Annotated in this window: 24 protein-coding genes; 12 read left to right on the top strand and 12 right to left on the bottom strand. The window is 38.5% G+C overall.

Features of this window, described 5'->3' with window-relative positions; all coding sequences use genetic code 11:
• The first annotated feature begins 20 nt into the window (after window positions 1-20).
• From pstB to radC, 3 genes are all read left to right on the top strand, one after another.
• Window positions 21-779: a phosphate ABC transporter ATP-binding protein PstB gene (pstB, locus tag EHW89_RS05235; protein WP_022526152.1), complete on the top strand. Its 759-nt coding sequence runs from the start codon at window positions 21-23 to the stop codon at window positions 777-779.
• 157 nt (window positions 780-936) lie between these two features.
• Window positions 937-1,590 (top strand): phosphate signaling complex protein PhoU, encoded by a 654-nt coding sequence (gene phoU / locus EHW89_RS05230; protein WP_126467089.1) that lies wholly within the window; start codon window positions 937-939, stop codon window positions 1,588-1,590.
• 85 nt (window positions 1,591-1,675) lie between these two features.
• Complete coding sequence (gene radC, locus EHW89_RS05225) at window positions 1,676-2,356, top strand: RadC family protein (RefSeq protein ID WP_003024167.1); 681 nt, start codon at window positions 1,676-1,678, stop codon at window positions 2,354-2,356.
• Here radC and EHW89_RS05220 read toward each other — a convergent pair.
• The 6 genes from EHW89_RS05220 to EHW89_RS05195 form a co-directional block, all read right to left on the bottom strand.
• The gene (locus EHW89_RS05220; RefSeq protein WP_003042762.1) at window positions 2,353-3,045 is read right to left on the bottom strand and encodes a gamma-glutamyl-gamma-aminobutyrate hydrolase family protein; all 693 of its coding nucleotides are present in this window, start codon (window positions 3,043-3,045) and stop codon (window positions 2,353-2,355) included. The two genes, radC and EHW89_RS05220, sit on opposite strands and share 4 nt — an antisense overlap.
• A gap of 27 nt (window positions 3,046-3,072) precedes the next feature.
• Entirely contained in the window at window positions 3,073-3,717 is a 645-nt protein-coding gene (locus EHW89_RS05215) for a redox-sensing transcriptional repressor Rex (protein WP_126467087.1), read from the bottom strand.
• 163 nt (window positions 3,718-3,880) lie between these two features.
• Window positions 3,881-4,228 carry a DUF1831 domain-containing protein gene (locus EHW89_RS05210; protein ID WP_003024175.1) on the bottom strand — a complete coding sequence of 116 codons (348 nt, stop codon included), beginning with the start codon at window positions 4,226-4,228 and terminating at the stop codon, window positions 3,881-3,883.
• A 5-nt stretch (window positions 4,229-4,233) separates the two neighbouring features.
• Window positions 4,234-5,349, bottom strand: coding sequence for a cysteine desulfurase family protein (locus EHW89_RS05205; RefSeq protein ID WP_126467085.1), 1,116 nt, complete (start codon window positions 5,347-5,349; stop codon window positions 4,234-4,236).
• A 9-nt stretch (window positions 5,350-5,358) separates the two neighbouring features.
• Window positions 5,359-6,318: a ribose-phosphate diphosphokinase gene (locus EHW89_RS05200; RefSeq protein ID WP_117644713.1), complete on the bottom strand. Its 960-nt coding sequence runs from the start codon at window positions 6,316-6,318 to the stop codon at window positions 5,359-5,361.
• 83 nt (window positions 6,319-6,401) lie between these two features.
• Window positions 6,402-6,962, bottom strand: coding sequence for a CYTH domain-containing protein (locus tag EHW89_RS05195; protein ID WP_126407224.1), 561 nt, complete (start codon window positions 6,960-6,962; stop codon window positions 6,402-6,404).
• A gap of 95 nt (window positions 6,963-7,057) precedes the next feature.
• Here EHW89_RS05195 and EHW89_RS05190 point away from each other — a divergent pair, with 95 nt between their 5' ends.
• The 5 genes from EHW89_RS05190 (at window position 7,058) to mutY (ending at window position 11,642) form a co-directional block, all read left to right on the top strand.
• The gene (locus tag EHW89_RS05190; protein WP_126467083.1) at window positions 7,058-7,729 is read left to right on the top strand and encodes a GTP pyrophosphokinase; all 672 of its coding nucleotides are present in this window, start codon (window positions 7,058-7,060) and stop codon (window positions 7,727-7,729) included.
• The gene (locus EHW89_RS05185) at window positions 7,713-8,531 is read left to right on the top strand and encodes an NAD kinase (protein WP_117644403.1); all 819 of its coding nucleotides are present in this window, start codon (window positions 7,713-7,715) and stop codon (window positions 8,529-8,531) included. Before EHW89_RS05190 ends, EHW89_RS05185 begins: the two co-directional genes overlap by 17 nt.
• Complete coding sequence (locus EHW89_RS05180) at window positions 8,528-9,418, top strand: RluA family pseudouridine synthase (protein ID WP_022526148.1); 891 nt, start codon at window positions 8,528-8,530, stop codon at window positions 9,416-9,418. Before EHW89_RS05185 ends, EHW89_RS05180 begins: the two co-directional genes overlap by 4 nt.
• Before the next feature lie 10 nt (window positions 9,419-9,428).
• Window positions 9,429-10,406, top strand: a complete 978-nt coding sequence (gene pta, locus EHW89_RS05175) for a phosphate acetyltransferase (protein ID WP_117644404.1) — start codon at window positions 9,429-9,431, stop codon at window positions 10,404-10,406.
• 66 nt (window positions 10,407-10,472) lie between these two features.
• Window positions 10,473-11,642, top strand: coding sequence for an A/G-specific adenine glycosylase (gene mutY / locus EHW89_RS05170; protein ID WP_117644405.1), 1,170 nt, complete (start codon window positions 10,473-10,475; stop codon window positions 11,640-11,642).
• Between the two features lie 114 nt (window positions 11,643-11,756).
• Here mutY and EHW89_RS05165 read toward each other — a convergent pair whose 3' ends face one another.
• The 5 genes from EHW89_RS05165 to EHW89_RS05145 form a co-directional block, all read right to left on the bottom strand.
• Window positions 11,757-12,104, bottom strand: a complete 348-nt coding sequence (locus EHW89_RS05165) for a thioredoxin domain-containing protein (protein WP_126467081.1) — start codon at window positions 12,102-12,104, stop codon at window positions 11,757-11,759.
• A gap of 391 nt (window positions 12,105-12,495) precedes the next feature.
• On the bottom strand, window positions 12,496-14,214 hold the full coding sequence (locus tag EHW89_RS05160) for a phospho-sugar mutase (RefSeq protein WP_126467079.1): 1,719 nt from the start codon (window positions 14,212-14,214) through the stop codon (window positions 12,496-12,498).
• 178 nt (window positions 14,215-14,392) lie between these two features.
• A complete protein-coding gene (locus EHW89_RS05155) occupies window positions 14,393-14,956 on the bottom strand; it encodes an ECF transporter S component (protein WP_003032517.1) in 564 nt (187 codons plus the stop codon).
• On the bottom strand, window positions 14,940-15,491 hold the full coding sequence (coaC, locus tag EHW89_RS05150) for a phosphopantothenoylcysteine decarboxylase (protein WP_126467077.1): 552 nt from the start codon (window positions 15,489-15,491) through the stop codon (window positions 14,940-14,942). Before coaC ends, EHW89_RS05155 begins: the two co-directional genes overlap by 17 nt.
• Complete coding sequence (locus tag EHW89_RS05145) at window positions 15,488-16,180, bottom strand: phosphopantothenate--cysteine ligase (protein WP_126467075.1); 693 nt, start codon at window positions 16,178-16,180, stop codon at window positions 15,488-15,490. The genes coaC and EHW89_RS05145 overlap by 4 nt, the downstream gene beginning before the upstream one ends.
• A 137-nt stretch (window positions 16,181-16,317) precedes the next feature.
• On the opposite strand from EHW89_RS05145, the gene EHW89_RS05140 reads away from it, so the two are divergent.
• From EHW89_RS05140 to EHW89_RS05125, 4 genes are all read left to right on the top strand, one after another.
• On the top strand, window positions 16,318-17,988 hold the full coding sequence (locus tag EHW89_RS05140) for a formate--tetrahydrofolate ligase (protein WP_126467073.1): 1,671 nt from the start codon (window positions 16,318-16,320) through the stop codon (window positions 17,986-17,988).
• 103 nt (window positions 17,989-18,091) lie between these two features.
• Window positions 18,092-18,634, top strand: coding sequence for a GNAT family N-acetyltransferase (locus tag EHW89_RS05135; protein WP_126467071.1), 543 nt, complete (start codon window positions 18,092-18,094; stop codon window positions 18,632-18,634).
• A gap of 1 nt (window position 18,635) precedes the next feature.
• Complete coding sequence (locus tag EHW89_RS05130) at window positions 18,636-19,298, top strand: DNA alkylation repair protein (protein WP_126467069.1); 663 nt, start codon at window positions 18,636-18,638, stop codon at window positions 19,296-19,298.
• Between the two features lie 181 nt (window positions 19,299-19,479).
• Window positions 19,480-20,831, top strand: a protein-coding gene (locus EHW89_RS05125) for an IS3 family transposase (RefSeq protein WP_126466448.1) whose coding sequence is annotated in 2 segments (ribosomal slippage) — window positions 19,480-19,942 and window positions 19,942-20,831 — 1,353 coding nt in all. Because the reading frame shifts where the segments join, the coding sequence is not laid out codon by codon here.
• Window positions 20,832-20,905: 74 nt separating this feature from the next.
• On the opposite strand, the gene EHW89_RS05120 is transcribed toward EHW89_RS05125, so the two are convergent.
• Window positions 20,906-21,796, bottom strand: coding sequence for a LysR family transcriptional regulator (locus EHW89_RS05120; protein WP_126467067.1), 891 nt, complete (start codon window positions 21,794-21,796; stop codon window positions 20,906-20,908).
• Window positions 21,797-21,897: the final 101 nt, after the last annotated feature.

Raw genomic sequence — 21,897 nt, 5'->3', positions numbered from 1 at the left:
TTTATTAAAGGATTATCAGAATGACAGAACCTATTTTACAAATCAAGGACTTGTCGGTTTATTATAACAAAAAGAAAGCTCTTAATAGTGTATCGTTGGATGTATTGCCTCATGAGATTACAGCTTTGATTGGTCCTTCTGGGTCGGGAAAATCAACCCTCTTAAAAGCAATTAATCGCATGGGTGATTTAAATCCAGAGGTGACAACGACAGGCACTGTAATTTATAACGGGCACAATATTTACAGTCCACGGACAGATACGGTGGAGCTTCGCAAAGAAATTGGAATGGTTTTTCAACAGCCCAATCCATTTCCAATGACGATTTATGAAAATGTTGTCTACGGTTTACGAATCAATGGCGTTAAAGACAAAGAGATACTAGATGAAGTAGTTGAAACATCATTAAAAGGAGCATCTATTTGGGATGAAGTGAAAGATCGTTTGAATGATTCGGCGATTGGTTTGTCAGGCGGTCAGCAGCAACGTGTCTGTGTGGCTCGTGTTTTGGCGACAAGCCCGAAAATCATCCTTTTAGATGAGCCAACATCAGCACTTGATCCCATTTCTGCAGGAAAAATTGAAGAAACACTTCATGGGCTGAAAGATCAATATACAATGTTACTCGTGACCCGCTCAATGCAACAGGCTAGTCGTATTTCGGACAAGACTGCTTTCTTCCTAAATGGTGATTTGATTGAGTTTAATGCCACGAAAGAGATGTTCCTCAGTCCAATTCATAAGGAAACGGAAGATTATATCACAGGCAAGTTTGGTTAGAGATTGTAATTGTTCACTACAATATTGTGGTTATTTCTAATGTTTTGGAGATTGCCGATTCTCTCTATATATAAATGCACATATGCTTGTAGACAAGAATTATGTAAAAAGATGGATTTTCGTATAAAATTCTTTAAATCTTAGGAAAGGAAAATTTATGCTTAGAGTACAATTTGAAGAAGACTTAGCAAAACTTCATAACCAATTTTATGCAATGGGAAATGAAGTTTTGTCACAGATTAATCGCACAGTTCGTGCATTTGTGACCCACGACCGCGAATTAGCAAAAGAAGTAATCGAAGAAGACGCAGAAGTAAATGAATATGAAGTAAAGTTGGAGAAAAAATCTTTAGAAATCATTGCTTTGCAGCAGCCAGTTTCACAAGACTTACGCACAGTTATTACAGTTTTGAAAGCAAGTAGTGATGTGGAAAGAATGGGTGACCATGCTGTTTCCATTGCGCAGGCGACGATCCGCATGAAAGGAGAAGTTCGCATCCAGTCTGTCGAGGAAGAAATCAGCAAGATGGGGCGTGATGTTAAAAACTTTGTGGAAGCAGCGCTTGATCTTTACCTTAATGGCGACGTGGATAAGGCTTACGAAATAGCAGCTATGGATGAGAAAATCAATCAGTACTTTGATGATATTCGAGACCTAGCAACGCAAGAAATTAAGTCAAATCCAGATTTGATTGTTACAGGTCGTGATTACTTCCAAGTTATTTCGTACTTAGAACGTATTGGTGATTACGCCAAAAATATCTGTGAATGGGTTGTTTATTTTGAAACAGGTAAAATTGTTGAAATGTAAATACTAACTTAAAAAATTTGAGAATCATTTCTCAGATTTTTTATTTTCCTCTTCTTTTTCCGAATAAGGATATGAGGAGGTTTTTATGTATAGTATTTCATTTCAGGAAGATTCTTTGTTGCCAAGGGAACGTTTAGTTGCAGAAGGTGCAGAACAATTGAGCAATCAAGAATTGTTATCCATTCTTATCCGCACAGGCAATAAAAAAGAAACTGTTTTTCAAGTTTCTCAACGAATTTTATCAACTATTTCTAGTTTGAATGATTTGCGCAATATGACGCTACAAGAACTGCAATCAATCTCTGGAATTGGTCGTATAAAGGCTATTGAATTACAAGCTATGATTGAATTAGGACAGCGAGTCAGTAAGGCAGAATTGATTACGCAAGAGCAAATTTTAGGTAGTCAAAAGTTAGCGAAAAAAATGCAACAAGAATTGGGGCATAAGAAGCAGGAACACCTTGTAGCTTTATATCTGAATACTCAAAACAAAATCATTCATCAGCAGACTATTTTTATTGGTAGTGTGTCACGCAGTATTGCAGAGCCACGAGAAATTCTGCATTATGCTGTGAAACACATGGCGACATCCATTATTTTGGTGCACAATCATCCGTCAGGAGCTGTACTGCCAAGCAAAAATGACGATGAAGTGACCAAACATGTAAAAGAAGCGTGTGAGCTAATGGGCTTCATCTTACTGGATCATCTCATCGTTGCAGAGAAAGATTATTATAGTTATCGCGAAGAAACAGACTTGATTTAAAGTCTATTGACAACATAGTCAAACAGCATTCGATCTTTAGGACGTGTTTCAAATAAGAATTCTGGATGCCACTGGACTCCCAGATAAGCGATTTCATCAGTTGTTGTAATCGCTTCAATGGTGTTGTCTTTCGGATCACGGGCAATGACTTCGACATTTTCTGCTAAATCTTTGATACTCTGATGATGGAAAGAGTTGATATGAGATACTTCGCCGTAAATCTTTTCCAAAACAGATCCGGATTTAGTGACTAGTTTTTGAGTAGTATATTCAGCAGAACTGTCTTGCCAATGGTGCTCAATATCTTGATAAAGAGTTCCACCCATTGCAACATTAAACAATTGCGTACCGCGGCAAACGGTAAAAATTGGTTTTTGTTGCTGGATAGCTTCATGGATTAAGGCTAATTCAAACAAATCACGCTCCAAATGGTAATCATCACTGTCAATTGTTTTTTCTTCGCCATAGAATTGTGGTGATACATTTTGCCCACCCGTTAGGATAAGTTTATCAATCATCTGGATGTAGCGCTGTGCCATATCTGCATCTCCAATCGGCAATATGATAGGAGTTCCACCAACTTCTTTTACGCCTTCCACAAATCCTTTAGCAGCATAACTCATGATGGCAAATTCATCTTCAGGGTTTGGTCTTTCGTTTCCAGTAATGCCGATAATAGGTTTCTTCATAAATAGATGTCTGCTCTTTCTAATTGCTTAATGCTCTTTTTTCATAAAATAAAGGAGTGTTTGTAGTTCACTTGTCAAATCAACATATTGAACGACAACATCTTTTGGAACGGTTAAGTGAACAGGAGAAAAACTGAGAATACCTTTTACACCAGCTTCCACAAGAACAGTTGCAACCTCTTGCGCTTTTGCACTAGGAACTGTTAAAATAGCTGTTTTGACATTCACATCTTTTAATTTGTTATTGATTTGTGAAATGCCATAAATAGGAATCCCGTCATTTGTAGTAGTCCCAACTTCAGGATGATCATCTGTATCAAATGCCATAACAATCTTCATTTTGTTCCGTTCGTGGAAACGGTAGTGGAGCAAAGCATGTCCCATGTTACCGATACCAACTAACATCACATTGGTAATGGAATTGTCATGAAGTAAGTCAGCAAAAAAATTCATGAGTTTTTTTACATCATAACCATATCCACGACGACCTAATTCGCCAAAGTAAGAAAAATCACGACGGACAGTGGCAGAATCAATCCCAATTGCATCTGCGATTTGTTTTGAATTGGCTTTTTCAATTTTTTCGGAATTAAATCGTTTGAAAATCCGATAATACAGAGAGAGCCTTTTAGCAGTTGCGCGTGGAATGGCTGTATTTTTTTCAGATTTCACAAAATCACATCCTTTCAAAGACTATTTTATAGAAAGTTTGTGAAAAAATCAACTTATTTGATAAAAATAGAAAAGGAGTAGGACAAAATCAAAGATTTTTGGCTTGTTTCCTACTCTTTATTGTTTTACTAATGATTTAAAAATGAGTTTTTAAGCTATTTGTTTATTGTTCTTGTTTAGTGAAAATACCACGTTCTACCAAGCTATCCATTAAGAAATAAAACTTTTCTTGAATGATGTGATTGTCTTCTGATTTAAAAATATTCACTAACCGAAGGCCAGATTTATCTGTGATGTTGATTTTTACACCTGAAAGGTTTTTGTTGATAATGATTTTCAACAAAAAGCCGTCTCCACTATTGGGAACATTTTCTAATAAGCGTGTCAATTCGTAATTTCCAACTTTGGTTTCGACAAATGTGTTATCGCGCAAAGTAAATTTTTTTACATTTTCTCCAAGAGAATAGCTGAAAGAGCAGTCTTTTAAGTGAATAGTGGTCTGAAAAGCCATCTATTTTATCCTCCTAAAATTTCTTTTAATGTTGTAGTAAATTGTCGAACTTCTTCTGAAGTATTTTCCTCCGAGAAACTAATGCGAATAGATTCCCTTAAGCGTTCTGAATCGCTACCATAAAAAGCTTTAAGCACATGACTAGGTTCGATAGCCCCTGCTGTACAAGCAGAGCCAGTTGAGATAGAGATTCCAGCCAAGTCTAAACGCATAAGTAGTAAGTCATTAGCTTGTTTAGGAAAGCCAAGATTTATTACATAGGGGAGTGTATGAGAATCATGATTGACATAGTAGTCTATTCCGTCCAGTTCAGCGAGAAGCTGTTTTTTTAAGTTTTCCACATGACTTATATTTTTTGGATAGCCCTTAAGATTTTCTTTTAAAGCTGTAATCATTCCGGCAATAGCCGCTAAATTCTCAGTTCCTGCACGTCTTTTATCTTCTTGATCTCCGCCATGTAAAAATTTATCAAATTTCATCTGATTGGCATACAAGAAACCAATGCCTTTAGGACCATGAAATTTATGAGCTGATGCACTCATAAAATCAATTCCTAGTTCTTCAGGATACACAGGTAATTTGCCTATAACTTGCACAGCATCCACATGATAAGCAGCGGGATGATGTTTCACAACGTCAGCAATTTCTTTGACTGGAAGCATATAGCCTGTTTCATTATTGGCGTACATGGTTGAGACAAGTATTGTATCTTCTCGAAGGGCTTCTTTTATCTGTTGAGCCGTAATCTCTCCATTTTTAGGTTGGATATAAGTAGCTTCAAAGCCAAATTTATCCACCAGATATTCAATCGTTTCAAGAACCGAATGATGCTCAATAGCAGTTGTAATAATGTGTTTTCCTTGATCTTGATGGGCTAAGGCATATCCTTTTATGGCTGTATTGTTACTTTCTGTCCCACCAGATGTAAAGATGATATGTTGACTATTAGTATGAAGCAGTTCAGCAAGCTCTTGTCGGGCTTTGCGAAGAATTTTACTAGCAGCTCTTCCGTGGCTATGAATGCTAGATGGATTGCCAAAGGTATTTTCCATAACCTGTGTCATAGCAGTAATAGCAGCTGTTGACATAGGAGTTGTTGCTGCATTATCGAAATAAATCAAGATTTCTCCTTATTTCTTTTTATTGTAAGCAAACAGTGGACTGACTGGTTTTCTTTTATGGATACGAACGATTGCATCTCCGATTAGCCCACTTGCAGTAATGTATTGAACATTTTTCGGAGTTTTTTCTTTCGTTGCAACTGAGTCAGTAACCAGGATTTCTTTGATAGGAGAGTTATCTAACTTTTCAGCGGCTCCCTCAACAAATAAACCATGACTAGAAACTGCATAAATCTCTGTTGCACCTTCACGTTCAACGATTTTTGAAGCTTCCGCAAAGGTACGTCCGGTATTTAAAATATCATCAATGAGAATAGCTTTTTTGCCAGCAACATCTCCGATAATGTATCCTTCGTTACGATGAGAATCGTCTTGTGCATAGTCAATAATCGCAATTGGAGCATCTAAATGTTCTGCTAAGCTTCTAGCACGTTTAACACCAGAGTTTTTGGGACTGACCACAACTACGTCCTCGCCAGACAAGCCTTTTTCGCAGTAATGTTTGGCAAAAAGAGGAACGGTGTAAAGGTTATCAACAGGGATATCAAAGAAGCCTTGGACTTGGACAGCATGCAAATCTAGGGTTAGAACACGATCAACTCCTGCTTTAACCAGCATATTCGCTACGAGCTTGGCTGTAATTGGTTCGCGAGGAGCGGCCGTTCGGTCTTGACGAGCATAGCCAAAATATGGCATCACAACATTGACAGAATTAGCGCTGGCGCGATTGCAAGCATCCACCATGATGAGAAGTTCCATCAAATGATTATTGACAGGAAAACTTGTTGATTGAATGATAAATACATCAAAGCCACGCACACTTTCCTCGATGTTTACTTGGATTTCTCCGTCTGAAAATTGACGTGATGAAAGTTTTCCAAGAGGCACACCAGCAGCTTTAGCGATTTTTTCGGCAATATCGTGATTGGAATTTAGTGCAAACAACTTCATCTGTGCTTTATCCGTCAGTATATCCATCATAACTTATTAAGACTCCTTTTGATTTCTACACTCCATTTTATCAAAAAATAAGCAAAATTTCAGCTTTTTATTCATAAGTTTTGAGCAAATCTTGCAACTTTAGGTTTTGCATATTTATAATGGATATGATGAGCTTGTAAAAAGCACTCGAATTGTTCTTTTCCAATTTTAGCATCTGTTACTTCTAGCTCTAATTCGTAGTCTGTTTTGTCAAAATAATGATTTTCATCAAGTGCCATCAAGCCAATAGTAGTCTCTTTTTCATAGCGAATAGTTGTCAAGCTCCCTAGAATCTTTAATTTCTCGAGGTTGATAGCAGCCTGAGTCAGCAGAGTGTGTATTTCTCCTTCAGGTAGCACACATGTATTGATGAGAGTGTGAGACTCTTCTAAAGTGAGAAATTGATTGTATTCCATATTACCGACCTGCTGCGGAATTTTTAAAGTTAATTCGGCACGAGTTTCAAAAGTACGAATCCGAAGTGCCATTTTTGCATCTCGAATTGAAAAGTCGGCTGTGTCAATATAGTAGTTTATCTGCTTGGTAGCTTTTATCTTTGAAAACAGTGGTAACAGCTGTTGGTACTCATTTTTTGTCAGAAGCGTTTTGTATTCAATTTCCAAATGATCCATTTTCCAATCCTTTTCTTTTGTTTGAAAGCGATTTATGTTATAATAAGTATTGTGTTTATTTTATAAAAAATTAAGTAAAATGACAAGGTGAGTGTATGCAATTAGAGTGGGAAGAGTTTCTGGATCCTTATATTCAAGCGGTTGGTGAATTAAAGATCAAACTGCGTGGGATTCGTAAACAGTATCGAAAACAAAAAAAACATTCTCCGATTGAATTTGTAACAGGTCGTGTAAAACCGATAGAAAGTATCAAAGAAAAAATGGCTTTGCGTGGGATTAAAGAGGAAAATCTAGTGCAAGATATGCAAGATATAGCTGGTTTGCGCGTAATGGTTCAATTTGTGGATGACGTAGAAGAAGTTTTGGATGTTTTACGAAAGCGCCACGACATGCGGATTATCCAGGAGCGAGACTATATTAAAAACCGTAAGGCTAGTGGTTATCGAAGCTACCATGTCATTATTGAATATCCTGTTGATACAATTAATGGCAATAAAATCATTTTAGCAGAAATTCAAATTCGTACTCTGTCCATGAATTTTTGGGCAACGATTGAACATTCTCTGAATTATAAGTATAAAGGAGAATTTCCAGATGAGATTAAGAAACGTTTGGAAATTACAGCAAAAATCGCCTATCAATTAGACGAAGAAATGGGAAAAATTCGCGATGATATTCAAGAGGCACAAGCTTTATTTGACCCAATTAGTCGTAAATTAAATGATGGCGTAGGAAATAGTGACGATACAGATGAAGAATACAGGTAAAAGAATAGGGATTATCAGTAATCGCAGACAGCAAAGTCAAGAACTTTGTCGCCAATTAAAACAAAAATTAAAGCAAAATCATTTTATTTTGAATGATAATAATCCTGATATTGTCATTTCAATTGGTGGCGACGGGATGCTTTTGTCAGCATTTCACAAATATGAAGATCAGCTAGACAAAGTTCGCTTTGTTGGTGTTCACACAGGACATTTGGGCTTTTATACAGATTATCGAGATTTTGAGTTGGACAAACTAATTGATAATTTAAAATTAGACACAGGCGCAAAGGTGTCTTATCCGATTTTAAATGTTAAAATTTTCCATGGAAATAATGAAATTTGTATAAAGCGTGCATTAAACGAAGCGACAGTCAAGCGTTCTGGACGAACAATGGTCGCTGATATCATTATCAATCAAGTGCATTTTGAGCGCTTTCGTGGTGATGGCATTTCAGTATCAACGCCGACAGGAAGCACAGCTTACAATAAATCGTTGGGCGGAGCTGTTCTCCACCCAACCATCGAAGCTCTTCAGATTGCAGAAGTTGCAAGCTTGAACAATCGTGTGTTTCGGACTTTGGGCTCCTCAATTATCGTTCCTAAGAAAGATAAAATTGAAATTGTGCCGACTTGGAATGATCGACATGCAATTTCGATTGACAATCAAAATTTTATGATTAACAATATTTCTAAAATTGAATTTCAAATTGATCAACATAAGATTAACTTTCTTGCTACACCGAGTCATACTAGTTTTTGGAATCGTGTCAAAGATGCCTTTATCGGCGAGGTGGAGGAATGAGGTTTGAATTTATCGCAGATGAGCATGTTAAAGTCAAAACCTTTCTAAAAAAACAGGAAATTTCCAAAAGTTTACTTGCAAAAATTAAGTTTTCTGGTGGAGATATTCAGGTAAATGGCAAAAAGCAAAATGCCATTTATTTGTTAGATATTGGCGACAAAGTTGCCGTCGATATTCCTGCAGAAGAAGGTTTTGGCAGTTTGCAAGCGGTAGAGAAAGATTTAGAAATTGTCTACGAAGATGCACATTTTTTGATTTTGAACAAGCCAGCAGGCGTGGCCAGCATTCCTAGTGTGAATCATTCCAATACAATGGCCAATTTTGTGAAGGCTTATTATATTGCAAATCATTATGAAAATCAGCAGATTCATATTGTGACTCGTTTAGACCGTGATACGAGTGGTCTGATGTTGTTTGCAAAGCACGGTTATGCTCATGCAAGATTAGATAAACAATTGCAAAAGAAAGTCATTGAGAAGCATTATTATGCTTTGGTCAAGGGTTCGGCACCGTTAAAGCCAGAAGGAGATATTATTGCTCCCATAGCGCGTGAAGATAGTAGTATCATTACTCGCTGTGTGGCAAAAAATGGAAAATATGCTCATACGAGTTATAAAGTTTTAGCGCAGTATGATGATATTTATCTCGTGGATATTCATCTTCATACAGGACGAACACACCAGATTAGGGTTCATTTTTCTTATATTGGTTTTCCGCTCTTGGGAGATGACTTATATGGTGGAAGCATGACTGACGGAATAACGCGGCAAGCGCTTCATTGTCATTCATTGCGTTTTTACAATCCATTCCATGAGGAAGTTGTGAATAAATCAAGTCCTTTTCCGGAAGACTTTCAAACAGTCATTCAAAAATTAAGCAATAAGTAAGGAGTAAAACATGAAAATTTTTGAAACAATTCGTGAAACATTGCAAGACAAAGAAGTGAAGATTGTCTTACCAGAAGGTGAAGAACCACGTATTCTTCAAGCTACTAAACGTTTGGTAAAGGAAACAAGTATCACACCTGTTTTATTGGGGAATCCTGAAAAAATTCGTATTTACCTTGAAATTGAAGGTGTGACAGAAGGTTATGAAGTCATTGACCCTCAAAATTGTTCATGCTTTGAAGAAATGGTTGCAGCTTTTGTAGAACGCCGTAAAGGAAAAATCACAGAAGACGAAGCGCGTAAATTATTGAAAGAGGACGTCAATTATTTTGGTGTCATGCTTGTTTATCTTGGTAAAGTACAAGGTATGGTTTCTGGTGCGATTCATTCTACAGCAAGCACGGTTCGCCCAGCTCTTCAAATTATCAAAACACTTCCTTGGGTTTCTCGCACATCTGGTGCCTTTCTCATGGTTCGCGGTGATGAACGCTATGTTTTCAGTGATTGTGCAATCAATATTGATCCAGATGCTAAAACATTAGCAGAAATTGCTATTAACTCTGCCTTGACCGCGCAAATCTTTGACATTGACCCTAAAGTGGCTATGCTGAGTTATTCAACTAAAGGTTCTGGATTTGGTGAAAAGGTTGATAAAGTCGTCGAAGCAACGAAACTTGCGCAAGAAATGCGACCAGATTTGGCTATTGACGGAGAGTTGCAATTTGATGCAGCTTTTGTGCCTAAAACGGCAGAGTTAAAAGCTCCAGGCAGCAATGTAGCTGGTCAAGCGACTGTCTTTGTATTTCCTAGTATTGAAGCTGGAAATATCAGCTATAAAATGGCAGAGCGTCTCGGTGGCTTCTCAGCAGTCGGTCCTATTTTGCAAGGATTGAATCATCCAGTAAACGACCTTTCACGTGGATGCAACGCTGATGATGTTTATAAATTAACATTGATTACTGCCAGCCAAGCAGTTGGTCATTATTAGAAAGCCAAGACAGAATCCAGAATTCAAGTTCTGGGTTCTCTTTTTATTTTGTGTTATACTAAAGTTATGTTAGATTTGAAAAAATATGGAATTGAGATGTGGGAGGATGAAAAAATTGTCTCCTTTCGCCAAAAATTATTAGCTTGGTATGATGAGAATAAACGTGATTTGCCTTGGCGGAGAAGCAGTAATCCTTATCATATCTGGATTTCAGAAATTATGCTTCAGCAAACACGGGTAGATACGGTTATTCCTTACTATGAGCGCTTTTTAGCTTGGTTTCCGACAATCAAAGATTTAGCAGTGGCTTCAGAAGAACGTTTGCTTAAAGCTTGGGAGGGGCTAGGTTACTACTCGCGAGTACGTAATATGCAACAGGCTGCTCAGCAGATTATGACAGATTTTAGTGGCGAGTTTCCTCACACTTACGAGGAGATTTCTAGTCTGAAAGGAATTGGTCCTTATACAGCAGGAGCTATTGCAAGTATTGCTTTTGGCTTGCCTGAGCCAGCGGTTGATGGGAATGTTATGCGGGTCCTGAGCCGTTTATTTGAAGTTAATTTGGATATTGGTGTCCCTGCTAACCGAAAGGTTTTTCAAGCGATGATGGAAATTCTGATTGACCCCCAAAGACCGGGAGATTTCAACCAAGCTTTGATGGATTTAGGCTCAGATATTGAAGCACCTATCAACCCTAGACCTGATGACAGTCCAGTAAGGGAATTTAGCGCTGCTTACTTACATGGAACAATGGATAGATACCCTATCAAAGCTCCTAAGAAAAAACCAGTTCCAGTTTATTTATATGGTTTGATTATCCAAGATACTCAAGGACGGTTTCTTTTGGAAAAAAATGAGACTAGCGGCCTTTTGGCCGGATTTTGGCACTTTCCTTTGATTGAAGTGGAAGAATTTCCGGACGGTGAACAGTTATCCCTTTTTGAAGTGGCAGAAAATCAAGTTGCATTTGAATTATCTCCGCAAGAAAGCTTTGAGCAGGATTATGATGTGGTAGTGAATTGGCAGGAGCAAGCTTTTCCAACGATTCAACATGTGTTCAGTCATCGCAAGTGGCAGATTCGTTTGCTTTACGGTCAGGTGGTAAATGCTACGGAAATGCCTAAACAGGAACAAGTTTTATGGTTGCATCCTGATGAATTTGACAACTATCCATTTGCTAAACCTCAGCAGAAGATGTGGCAAGCCTTTCAGGAAGGCAAATTAAAAGGAAATTAAATGTTAAGAGGCAAGGATAATGTGCTCCCTGCCTCGCTTTGTGATTGTAAAAGCCACTGCCTAGTTGGTTTATAATATGCTGTGAAGTTGGAAATTTTAATTCCAGCTTCATTTTTATAAGTTAGCGAATGTCTTGATTTCGTCAGCCGTCATAGAAGAGTCACAACGGACAGTCACATGACCATTCTCTGTGTGTAAAAATCCTGGCACAGTTGGGATTCCATATTCGGAACGAAAAGCTTGGAGTTCTTCCAGTTCACTAGGTTCCTCACTGTTGATAAAGAAAATGTATGCTTGGGTTTCAGCGACAACACTAGCTAGCGTAGTGGCGAATTTACGACAGTAAGGGCACGTTTTACGCCCAATGAAAAAAGTTGCGTTTTCTTTATTTTCAATGGCTTGTCGGGCACGTTCTACAGTCGTGACTTCTAAATCTTTGATATCTTGCGTAAAATTATCCATAAAATAACCTCATTTCTTTTGCTCATTCTAGTATGCCACAAATAGGAAAATAATGCAGAGATTTGAAATGAAATGTAAAATATTGAAAGAGAAGTGAAACAGAACTAGAAACTGAAAATTTTAATTGTCATCCTCTTATCTCAAGACTCCGATATAAAATGTTTCCCAGCTATTTTGTATAGTCTCCCCTGTAACGTTGAGCAAATGTTAAAAAGCGAAAAGACCTTGAGACCTACTTCGAAAGCTCTGTCCGCCATCTTAAAGCAGCATTTGAGCAATTATCTGTCATTTGTTACAAGACAATTTCGAGTCTGAGACACTCTTGTCCCAGACTCGAAGTTTGAATATTGTAGAAGTTAGGCTGAGAAATCAAAACCTTTTTACTTTTTGCTTATTTTACAAAATCATTGATTTCTGCTTCAATTTTAGCAAGTTTTGCTTGAGCGTCTTGGCTGGAATCTCCGACAACAGCAATGTAGAATTTGATTTTTGGTTCTGTTCCTGAAGGACGTACAGCAATCCATGAACCATCAGCAAGTGTGTATTTTAATACGTCACTTGCTGGAGTTGTTAATTTCCTTACATTGCCGTCAGAATCGGTAGCGGTTTGTGCTTTGAAATCTTCTGTGACTGTAATAGCAGTAGCGTTGAATTCTTTCGGTGCATTGTCACGGAACTTGCTCATAATAGCTTTGATTTGTTCAGCGCCATCAACACCAGACAAAGTAACTGAAATCGTCTTTTCAGCATAATAACCATATTCTTTGTAGATTTCTTCAATTCCGTCTGCAAGAGTTAAGCCGCGAGAACGGTAGTAGGCAGCTAATTCTGCAACAACCAATACAGCTTGGATAGCATCTTTGTCACGCACAAATGGTTTAATCAAGTAGCCAAAGCTTTCTTCAAAGCCCATCATGTAAGTGTGATTGTGTTTTTCTTCAAATTCTTGAATCTTTTCAGCGATAAATTTGAAACCAGTTAAGACGTTAAACATGGTAGCGCCGTAGCTTTCAGCAATCTTGGTTACAAGATCGGTAGACACAATGGATTTGCAAAGTGCTGCATTTGCGGGAAGTGTTCCAGCAGTCTTGTGCGCTTCAAGGATATACTTGGCCATAATCGCACCGATTTGATTTCCTGAAAGATTGCGGTAGCTGCCGTCTTTTTGGAGAACTTCAACGCCCACACGGTCAGCATCTGGGTCTGTTGCGACAAGGACATCCGCACCAACTTTACGTCCCAATTCTTCAGCAAGAGCGAAAGCAGCTTGGTTTTCTGGATTTGGTGATTTGACAGTGGAGAAGTCTGGATCTGGCACACATTGAGCTTCAACGACTTGAACAGAGTCAAAACCAGCTTGGGCAAATGCTCGGCGTGCTAACATTTCACCTGTACCGTGAAGCGGAGTGTAGACAATTTTCATGTCTTTGCCATATTCGTCAATCAAGTGTTGATTGATATTCACGTCTTTTACTTCTTTTAGGTATTCAATATCGACATTTTCACCGATGATCTCAATCAATCCAGATGCTTTTTCGGCTTCAACATCAGCAACTTCAATGGCAAATGGATTTTCGATTGCACGAATATAATCTGTCAAGGCATCAGCATCATGCGGTGGCATTTGCCCCCCATCTTCACCATAAACTTTATAACCATTAAATGGAGCAGGATTGTGGCTAGCAGTAATCATAATTCCAGCAAAAGTTCCTAAATGGCGAACCGCAAATGACAGTTCTGGTGTTGGACGGAGACTTTCAAATACATAAGATTTAATGCCATGTTTTGCTAAAACAGCAGCAGATTCAAAGGCGAATTCTGGAGAGAAGTGACGAGAGTCATAAGCGATAGCGACACCGCGTTTTTTGAAATCTTCACCTTTTTCATCAATCAAACGTGCTAAACCTTCAGTTGCCTGACGAACGACATAAATATTGATACGATTCGTACCTGCACCAATCAAGCCACGCATACCAGCAGTACCAAATTCAAGATTTGTATAAAAAGCATCTTCTTTTGTCTTTTCGTCCATCGAATCCAATTCTTTACGAAGGTAGTCTGGAAGTTCTGCAAAATCAAGCCATTTTTTGAAATTTTCTTGGTAAGTCATTACGAAATCTCCTTTTTAAAATAGGGAAGCTTATGAAAAATCAGTGAAAACAGGAAATGTCATTGCCTATTTAATAAAGGGAGGAGCACATCCATTTTTCTCAATTTTTCAGCTTTCTGCATTGTTTAACCGTTTTCATTATAGCATTTTTTCATAAAAAAATCACGATTTCACGTGATTATTTTCTAACTTTTTCAAGAGCTGGAATAATGGTAACTGTCAGAAGCGCAGAAATAATCATTTCAGCAATGGAATTGGTTGAAATGACAGAAGCAAGCAGTAGTTGAATGTTTCCGTTATATACTTTGGAGAATAGTAGGAAAATCCCTCCTAAAACAAAAATAGTATTTGTCAATGAACCGACTGTTCCAGCTAAGATAAGTCCGGTCTTATTTTTAAGATATTTATAAACAAAATAAGGAGTAATTCCGATTAAGATTCGCGGAACGAGGGCAATGATGAGCGAATAAATATTCCCATTAGGGACAAACGGGCTAAACAAGTAACTGGTTGGCAAGAGAACAAGTGTGTTCGTAACCAGACTAATGATACCCATTAGCGCCCCTAAAATAGCGCCTACCTTTGGTCCATATAAAATACTTGCAATAATAACGGGAATGTGGACAATCGTTGGTTTGATTGGGACGGGAAAAAGGTTAAATATTACTGAACTCAATAGATGAATGACGAGCATAATCGCAAAAAAGATAGCAATTTGAGCAATATTAGATTGTTTCTTCATAAATCATTTCCTTTACTTTTTTTATAATTGTTTCTACAGAAGCAAGGGCGCCAATTCCGTGGTCACCACAGGCTAGGACGGTTTCTCTAGGCTGAATCATTTGCCAGCCGTATTTTTCTAGTTTAGATAGATTTTCTTGAATGATTGGATTTTCATACATTTTTGTATTCATAGCAGGAGCTAGCACTTTTTTGGCTGTTATAGGCAAAGCGAGTGCGGTGCTTGTTATCATATTGTCTGCAAAGCCATTGGCTAATTTAGCGATTGTATTGGCAGAAGCAGGTGCAACTAAGAAAAGATCCGTTTGCTTGGCAATTTCAATATGATTGACCTTGTTTGGCGTAGGCTCCTCCATGACATCTGTATGCACTAAATTTTTCGACAATACCTGCAAAGTCAGCGGTGTAATGAAATTTGTAGCTGCTTGAGACATCAGAACAGTCACCTTTTGATTGTCTTTTGTCAATTGACTGGTCAAGTCAGCAGCTTTATAGGCGGCAATGCTTCCTGTGACGGCTAAAGTAATATGTTTCATAAATTGTCCTTTGTGTGAATATGTGTCAGCAATAATTGGGCAATTTCTTCTTTAGTAGTGGCTTCTATTACGGAATCTTGTTTGACCAAGAAAGCATGATGTTGATTATTGGAAATATCATACAAGTCATTTGCCACAATTATTTCTGCTTTGTTTTTTATGAGACTAGCACGAGCAACTGTCAGTAATTCTTCCTTAGAAACATCAACTAAGAGTTTAAAGCCAATTAGACGGATATTAGGATTCCATTTTTTTACTTGGCTGATAATTTTCGGTGTTTGTTTGAGAAAGAGCACTTGATAATCATCTTGTGATGAAATCTTCCCTTGGACGTTTGTTTTGTTCAAAAACTCTGTTAAATCCTGCGAAGCAGTGATTTGGTCAAATCCTGCCATATAAATAGGAGTATAGTCAGAGACAGCCATTGAATGAATCAAAACATCATGAGTTTTGACCAAAGACTGCATTGTTTCTAGCAAATCTTGTACATTTTCAATGATTTGAATGGTTAAATTTGGGTGAGCAGCAGGCTTGACAGCATTCTGTGTAGTGACTAATGTAACTTGATCGCCTTGTGCTAAAAAACTCTCCGCAATAAGAGCACCAAGCTTTCCTGTTGAGTGATTCGTAATAGAACGAACTTGATCGATTTTTTCGCTCGTTCCGCCAGAAGTAATCAATAGTTTCATAACTAAATTTTACACAAAAAAAGTTAATTCGTAAATCAAAAAGACTTTTCCGAACGTTTTTGAGAAGTTTAGCTTTGAAAGTGTTTGTTTTCTTTATTTTTTGGTATAATAATCCTATCAAAACTGGAGGATTCCAAATGAAAACGGATATAGAAATTGCTCAGAGTGTTGACTTGCAGCCGATTGCTGATGTAGTGAAGAAAGTTGGAATTGATTACGATAATTTGGAGCTTTACGGTAAATACAAGGCGAAATTATCTTTTGACAAGATTCAGGAATTGCAAAAGAAGCCAGTTGGTAAGCTGATTCTGGTAACAGCCATCAACCCAACACCGGCCGGCGAAGGAAAATCAACTATTACTATTGGCTTGGCAGATGCTCTCAGCAAAATTGGAAAGAAAACCATGATTGCGATTCGTGAACCGTCTCTTGGACCAGTTATGGGAATCAAAGGCGGAGCCGCTGGAGGTGGTTATGCACAGGTTCTACCAATGGAAGACATCAATTTGCATTTCACAGGAGATATGCATGCGATTACCACTGCCAACAATGCCCTTTCTGCTTTGATTGATAATCATTTACATCAAGGAAATGCTCTAGGAATTGACCAACGTCGCATTATCTGGAAGCGCGTGGTAGATCTGAATGACCGTGCTTTGCGGCATGTGACCGTCGGTCTGGGCAGTCCGGTTAATGGAATTCCGCGGGAAGATGGTTTTGATATTACGGTTGCATCTGAAATCATGGCTATTCTCTGTTTAGCGACAAGTATTGAAGACTTGAAAGAACGTCTAGCTAATATCGTTATTGGTTATCGTTATAATCGGACACCTGTTTATGTTCGAGATTTGGAAGTAGAAGGTGCTCTTGCTCTCATCTTGAAAGACGCTATAAAGCCCAATCTAGTACAGACTATTTATGGAACCCCTGCCTTTGTTCACGGTGGACCGTTTGCCAATATTGCTCACGGCTGTAATTCCGTTTTGGCAACGACAACAGCTTTGCATTTGGCGGACTACACGGTGACTGAAGCTGGCTTCGGTGCGGATCTAGGGGCTGAAAAATTCCTAGACATCAAAACACCCAATCTTCCGACTGCTCCAGATGTAGTGGTTATTGTTGCAACTCTCAGAGCATTGAAAATGAACGGTGGTGTCGCTAAAGAAGATCTGACAACTGAGAATGTTGAAGCGGTTAAAGCAGGTTTTGCCAACCTCAAACGCCATGTGGGAAATATCCGTAAATTTGGTATTCCGGTCGTGGTGACTATCAATGAATTTGTGACGGACACCCAAGCTGAAATTGCCGTTCTCAAGGAACTTTGTGCAGAGATTGATGTCCCGGTGGAATTGGCTAGTGTCTGGGCAGATGGTGCTGACGGTGGATTGGCTCTTGCGGAAGTTGTGGTCAAAACGATTGAAACGAGACCTGCCAAATACACTCGACTCTATGACAACAATCTGTCTATCGAAGAAAAAATCGAGAAAATTGTCAAGGAAATCTATCGTGGAACAAAAGTCAATTTTGAAAAGAAAGCAAAAACTCAAATTTCTCAAATTGTCAAGAACGGCTGGGATAAGCTGCCAATTTGTATGGCCAAGACCCAGTACAGTTTTTCAGATAATCCAAATCTTCTAGGAGCGCCAGAAAACTTTGAAATCACTATCCGCGAAGTAGTTCCAAAATTGGGTGCAGGTTTTATTGTCGCCCTAACTGGTGATGTTATGACGATGCCCGGTCTGCCAAAACGCCCAGCAGCCCTCAATATGGACGTAGCAGCAGACGGAACTGCTATTGGACTATTTTAAAACGAAAAAGGTTCGAGAGAGCCTTTTCTTTTTGAATTTGGTAAAATATACATGGTGATATACTTCATTTTTATGAAAGTAATAAGAAGAAAGGAACGTTTGGATGAACATCAGATTAGCAAATAAAAACGACGCCGCTGCTCTCATTGCTATTTACGCACCCTATGTGGAGAAAACAGCCATTACTTTTGAGTATGATGTTCCGTCGGTGGAGGAATTTTCTGGTCGGATTGAGAAGACCTTGGAAAGGCATCCTTATTTGGTGGCCGAAGAAGAGGGAGTCATTCTGGGCTATGCCTATGGTTCGACCTACTACGGGCGCAGCGCTTATGACTGGGCTGTTGAACTGTCGGTCTATGTAGCTGATGAGAATCGCGGCAGAGGGATTGGGAGGCAGCTTTATGACAAATTGGAAAAAATTCTTGAACAGCAAGGTTTTGTTCATTTTCTAGCTTGTATTGCTCTGCCGAATGATGCCAGTATTTCTTTCCATAAAAAACGTGGTTATCAGCAAGTAGCGTATTTCCCAAAAATCGGATATAAATTTGACTGCTGGCATGACACAGTTTGGTTGCAGAAGAGTTTAGATAAACCAGCAAGACCAATTAAATTATTCAAAGATATGAATGTTGAAAGTGAATGGTAATATGAAAGTAGAAGATATTTTCCAAGGATTAAAAGAAGTAGCGAATCCTGAAGATGCTATTCACATGGAAGCATACATGAAAGACCAGTTTGAGTTTTTAGGAGTCAAAACACCTGTTAGACGAAAGCTTTCCAAGGTATTTTTTAAGAAAAATAGCAGCCTTGCAATTGATTGGAAATTTATCCATCAGGCTTGGGAGAACCCCTATCGTGAAATGCAATATGTGGTGCTGGATTATTTGCAATTGAAACAAAAAGCTTTGACACCAAGCGATTTGTCAAAGATAAAGAAATTAGCGCAGACAAAACCTTGGTGGGACACAATTGACTTTTTGTGTCGCTCGGTAGGCTATATTAGTTTGCATTATCCTGAGACAAAGAAATTTGTGTTGGAGTGGAGCAGGGATGAAGATTTTTGGCTGCGGCGCCTTGCCATTGAACACCAATTGCTTCAAAAAGAAGAAACGGATGTCCAGCTGCTGGAGCAAATCTTGGTTAATAATCTTGACCAGACCGAGTTTTTCATCAATAAGGCTATTGGCTGGGCTCTGCGAGATTACTCCAAGACCAATCCCGACTGGGTGCTGGAGTTTATTGAAAAATACAAAGACAGGCTGAGCAAACTCAGCATTAAAGAAGGAAGCAAGTACTTGTTAGAACGATAGACGATTGGGTTTTCTCGTTTATCTTTTCCCTCCGCATCCATTAACAATTGAAATCATTTTTGAGTCAAAAGATAAAACATATCAGACAAATATCAATCAATAAACAAAAAAACTGAACCAATCCTTGAACTGCACCCCAAAAGTTAGACAAGAAAACTCTAACTTTTGGGATGTTATTTTTATGAAATTAAGTTATGAAGACAAGGTTCAAATCTATTACTTGCGAAAAAGCGGCGCAACTCTCAAGTCATTATCAAAACAGTTTAACCTCAATCAGTCAGGGATCGAATATCTGATTCGACTAATTGATAGGCATGGAGTAGACATTGTCAAGAGAGGTAAGAAGACTTATTATTCTCCTGAACTAAAGCAAAAAATCCTTCATCAAGTTCTTCTTGAAGGGCGTTCTCAATTGTCAGTCTCTCTCGATTTTGCCCTTCCTAACAGGGGGACTCTCCCAAATTGGCTGGCACAATATAAGAAAAACGGCTATACTATTGTTGAGAAACAAAGAGGGAGACCACCAAAGATGGGACGTAAGAAAAAGAAAACTTGGGAAGAAATGACGGAACTAGAGCGACTTCAAGAAGAGAACGAGCGTCTTAGAACGGAGAATGCCTATCTAAAAAAGTTGAGGGAGTTACGCTTAAGGGACGAAGCCTTACAGCGCGAAAAGCAGAGACAATTAGAGAGATGGTCAAGGAAGGATTCCGATTAAGTTTCCTACTAGCTACCGCTAAACTCTCTCGTGCAACTTACTATTACCAGCTAAAACAGCTAGATAAACCAGACAAGGATCAAGAGTTAAAAGCTGAAATTCAATTGATTTATGATGAGCACAAGGGAAACTATGGTTATCGTCGAATTCATCTTGAACTGAAAAATCGTGGTTTTCATATCAATCACAAGAAAGTTCAGCGATTGATGCAAGTGATGGGGCTACAAGCTCGAATTCGCCGTCAACGGAAATATTCTTCTTACAAGGGGGAGATTGGTAAGAAAGCAGAGAATCTCATTCAGCGTCAGTTTGAAGGCTCTAGGCCTTACGAAAAGTGCTATACAGATGTAACCGAATTTGCCTTACCAAACGTCAATGGAAAGCTCTACCTGTCTCCTATTTTAGATGGGTATAATAGTGAAATCATTGCCTTTACCTTGTCACGTTCACCTGACTTGAACCAGGTCAGAACAATGTTAGCCAAGGCTTTTCCTGCTGGAACCTACAAGGGAACCATTCTCCACAGTGACCAAGGCTGGCAGTATCAGCACCAGTCTTATCATCAATTCTTAGAAGCGAAAGGAATTGTCCCATCTATGTCTCGCAAGGGCAATAGTCCAGACAATGGGATGATGGAGTCCTTCTTTGGCATCCTCAAATCGGAGATGTTCTACGGTTATGAGAAGAGTTATCAATCGCTTGATGAGCTGGAGAAAGCTATTGCAACTTATATTGTTTATTACAACAATAAACGGATTAAAACAAAACTAAAAGGACTTAGTCCTGTGCAGTACAGAACTAAATCCTTTCACTAATATTTTTTGTCTAACTTTTTGGGGGCAGTACATCCTCTAGGATAACTCTCCTAAGGGGAATTGATTCAGTTTTTTTATTTTTCATCAAGAAGATTGGTGGTATAGTCAAAGAAGTTGAGAACGTCCTCATTTAAAATCGTTGATTTTAGGCTGGCAAGATAGACGTAAAATATGATCTTATCCCCCTTAGACAGAGGAATTTTAACCAATTTTTCCTCATCATTTGGAAAAGCAAAATCAGCCAAGAGACTGATGCCGATATTTTTTCTCAACATTTGCTTCAGCAAATCAACATCATCCGTCTGAAAAAAGATTTCAGCTTTATTATGATGCTTTTGGTTTAACTCACGAAAAGCTTTCAGGTGAATGAAGTGCTGGTCCAAGACGATAAAAGATTCATCAATCAATTCTGAAAAAGAGAGAATTTCTTTATCAGCTAACGGATGGGATTTAGACATGACGACAAATACTTCACTTGAAAACAACCTCTGCAAGTTTAAGCCATTGTGTGAGAGAGGGCCAAGCGTTGCAACAAAGCTGACATCTAAATCTCCATTTTCCAAAAGGCGAAGCAGTTCGACAGAGCCTCCGCGAATAGGGCGGATTTTTTGGAAAAGGGCAGCCTTGTCATCATTTTCAGGAATAAATGACAGTAAATAATTCATAATCATCGGCGGAAAGCCAACAGTCGAATAATGCGCTAAGGAACGATTGATTTCTTTATGGGCAGAAGAAAGCTCTGGCAGGATCCGCTTGAGATGGCTTAGGAGAATCTCTCCTTGCTCGGTCAAAGAAAAAGTACGATGAGAAGGATCTGCTGCAATGAGCTTACAATTAAATTCCTCCTCTAAGCGCTTGACAGCGTAAGAAACAGACGGCTGACTAATATCAAATTTATTGGCAACAGCAGTATAAGACTGGAGCTGCGTGAGAGAATAAAAATACTCAAAATCTTTTATGTTCATGCTTCAAGTGTAACACAAAGAGGTGAAATAAGGGCAAAAGAAAATTGATATAAGTAAATTTTATCCGTACTGTCGCTTTTGACTATACGCAAAGCAAAAGA

This window comes from Streptococcus periodonticum (assembly GCF_003963555.1).
Lineage (GTDB): Bacteria > Bacillota > Bacilli > Lactobacillales > Streptococcaceae > Streptococcus > Streptococcus anginosus.
The sequence above is the reverse complement of the archived record's forward strand: the minus strand, read 5'-3'. Positions and strand labels throughout refer to the sequence as shown.

Excerpts from the sequence above, each read along its gene's own strand:
- pstB (WP_022526152.1), top strand. The coding sequence starts at position 21 with ATGACAGAACCTATTTTACAAATCAAGGACTTGTCGGTTTATTATAAC.
- phoU (WP_126467089.1), top strand. The coding sequence starts at position 937 with ATGCTTAGAGTACAATTTGAAGAAGACTTAGCAAAACTTCATAACCAA.
- radC (WP_003024167.1), top strand. The coding sequence starts at position 1,676 with ATGTATAGTATTTCATTTCAGGAAGATTCTTTGTTGCCAAGGGAACGT.
- EHW89_RS05220 (WP_003042762.1), bottom strand. The coding sequence starts at position 3,045 with ATGAAGAAACCTATTATCGGCATTACTGGAAACGAAAGACCAAACCCT.
- EHW89_RS05210 (WP_003024175.1), bottom strand. The coding sequence starts at position 4,228 with ATGGCTTTTCAGACCACTATTCACTTAAAAGACTGCTCTTTCAGCTAT.
- EHW89_RS05195 (WP_126407224.1), bottom strand. The coding sequence starts at position 6,962 with ATGGATCATTTGGAAATTGAATACAAAACGCTTCTGACAAAAAATGAG.
- EHW89_RS05190 (WP_126467083.1), top strand. The coding sequence starts at position 7,058 with ATGCAATTAGAGTGGGAAGAGTTTCTGGATCCTTATATTCAAGCGGTT.
- EHW89_RS05185 (WP_117644403.1), top strand. The coding sequence starts at position 7,713 with ATGAAGAATACAGGTAAAAGAATAGGGATTATCAGTAATCGCAGACAG.
- EHW89_RS05180 (WP_022526148.1), top strand. The coding sequence starts at position 8,528 with ATGAGGTTTGAATTTATCGCAGATGAGCATGTTAAAGTCAAAACCTTT.
- pta (WP_117644404.1), top strand. The coding sequence starts at position 9,429 with ATGAAAATTTTTGAAACAATTCGTGAAACATTGCAAGACAAAGAAGTG.
- mutY (WP_117644405.1), top strand. The coding sequence starts at position 10,473 with ATGTTAGATTTGAAAAAATATGGAATTGAGATGTGGGAGGATGAAAAA.
- EHW89_RS05165 (WP_126467081.1), bottom strand. The coding sequence starts at position 12,104 with ATGGATAATTTTACGCAAGATATCAAAGATTTAGAAGTCACGACTGTA.
- EHW89_RS05160 (WP_126467079.1), bottom strand. The coding sequence starts at position 14,214 with ATGACTTACCAAGAAAATTTCAAAAAATGGCTTGATTTTGCAGAACTT.
- EHW89_RS05155 (WP_003032517.1), bottom strand. The coding sequence starts at position 14,956 with ATGAAGAAACAATCTAATATTGCTCAAATTGCTATCTTTTTTGCGATT.
- coaC (WP_126467077.1), bottom strand. The coding sequence starts at position 15,491 with ATGAAACATATTACTTTAGCCGTCACAGGAAGCATTGCCGCCTATAAA.
- EHW89_RS05145 (WP_126467075.1), bottom strand. The coding sequence starts at position 16,180 with ATGAAACTATTGATTACTTCTGGCGGAACGAGCGAAAAAATCGATCAA.
- EHW89_RS05140 (WP_126467073.1), top strand. The coding sequence starts at position 16,318 with ATGAAAACGGATATAGAAATTGCTCAGAGTGTTGACTTGCAGCCGATT.
- EHW89_RS05135 (WP_126467071.1), top strand. The coding sequence starts at position 18,092 with ATGAACATCAGATTAGCAAATAAAAACGACGCCGCTGCTCTCATTGCT.
- EHW89_RS05130 (WP_126467069.1), top strand. The coding sequence starts at position 18,636 with ATGAAAGTAGAAGATATTTTCCAAGGATTAAAAGAAGTAGCGAATCCT.
- EHW89_RS05120 (WP_126467067.1), bottom strand. The coding sequence starts at position 21,796 with ATGAACATAAAAGATTTTGAGTATTTTTATTCTCTCACGCAGCTCCAG.